This is a genomic window from Burkholderia sp. A2, from assembly GCF_001729305.1.
GTDB lineage: Bacteria > Pseudomonadota > Gammaproteobacteria > Burkholderiales > Burkholderiaceae > Burkholderia > Burkholderia sola.
Genome location: NZ_LZXX01000007.1, coordinates 1,578 through 2,589 on the forward strand (window position 1 = coordinate 1,578; position 1,012 = coordinate 2,589).

Below are 1,012 nucleotides of genomic sequence, written 5' to 3' on the forward strand. Positions count from 1 at the left end.
AGCAGCGGCGGCACGAGCGCCATCGCGAGGCCGAAGCCATGCGCGCCGGGCGTGGCGCTCGCGTAGTGCGCGCCGGCCTGGTAGGCGGCTACGGCGCCGACTGCTGCGACACCGCGCACGACGGCCAGCAGCCGGCTCATCGGCGGCCTCCGGGCGCGCGGCGCGCGCAGCGCTCGGCGACCGGGCTGCAGCGGCTGACGGGCGGGCGAACCGGAACGGAGCGCAAGGGCGGATGCGGCATGACTGGAAACATCGGGCGGATCGTGGCCGGACGCGATGGTCGGGCCGTCAAACATCATATGAATGGTGGCCGGGACGCGGTCCGGGCCGGTGGTCGGGCACGCTCATTTTAGGGCCGCGGCAGCGCGCGTTCGGGGTGGCCGCGACCGGGTTTTGTAACCGATTGTATGGCACCGGACGAACGATTTCGCGGGGTCGGTCCATTTCCGTCCAAAGCGGCTCAAGCGTCTCGTGTATTCGCGCCCGAAACGGGCCGCGGCGACGGCTCGCCAGTCTTGTAACCATTCGCGGTATACGACCCGATACCCTTCGTCTAGAATCCGCGTAACTTTTACAAACGATCCCCCGATAACGCAGGCGGGGAAGCCGGCAGACGCCGGAGGGACGGAGATTTTGCACGCGCCGGGCGTGCCCGACGGTTGCCGTTTCCGTGCACCTCCCGCCGCGATGGGCCGCCTGCACGCACCCATGATGAACGCACTGGAACAAGAGCTCGCCACGCTGATCATCGGCGAATTGAATCTCGAAGACGTCCCGCTCGACACAGTGACGGCCGACACTCCGCTGTATGGCGAAGGTTTCGGGCTCGACTCCATCGACATCCTGGAAATCGCGCTGCTGATTTCGAAGAAATACGGCTTCGAACTGCGCTCGGACAATCCGGACAACCAAAAGATCTTTGCGACGCTCGGTGCGTTGGCGGCCTACGTCGCCGCCCATCGCACGAAGTGACGGCGGCGCTCGACGGACGACGCGCGGCCGCGTCGATCGA

At 66.8% G+C, this 1,012-nt stretch carries 1 protein-coding gene; it reads left to right on the top strand.

Features of this window, described 5'->3' with window-relative positions; translation table 11 throughout:
* Positions 1 to 687: 687 nt before the first annotated feature.
* Positions 688 to 972, top strand: a complete 285-nt coding sequence (locus A9Z05_RS01455) for a phosphopantetheine-binding protein (protein ID WP_084044082.1) — start codon at positions 688 to 690, stop codon at positions 970 to 972.
* Positions 973 to 1,012 lie beyond the last annotated feature (40 nt).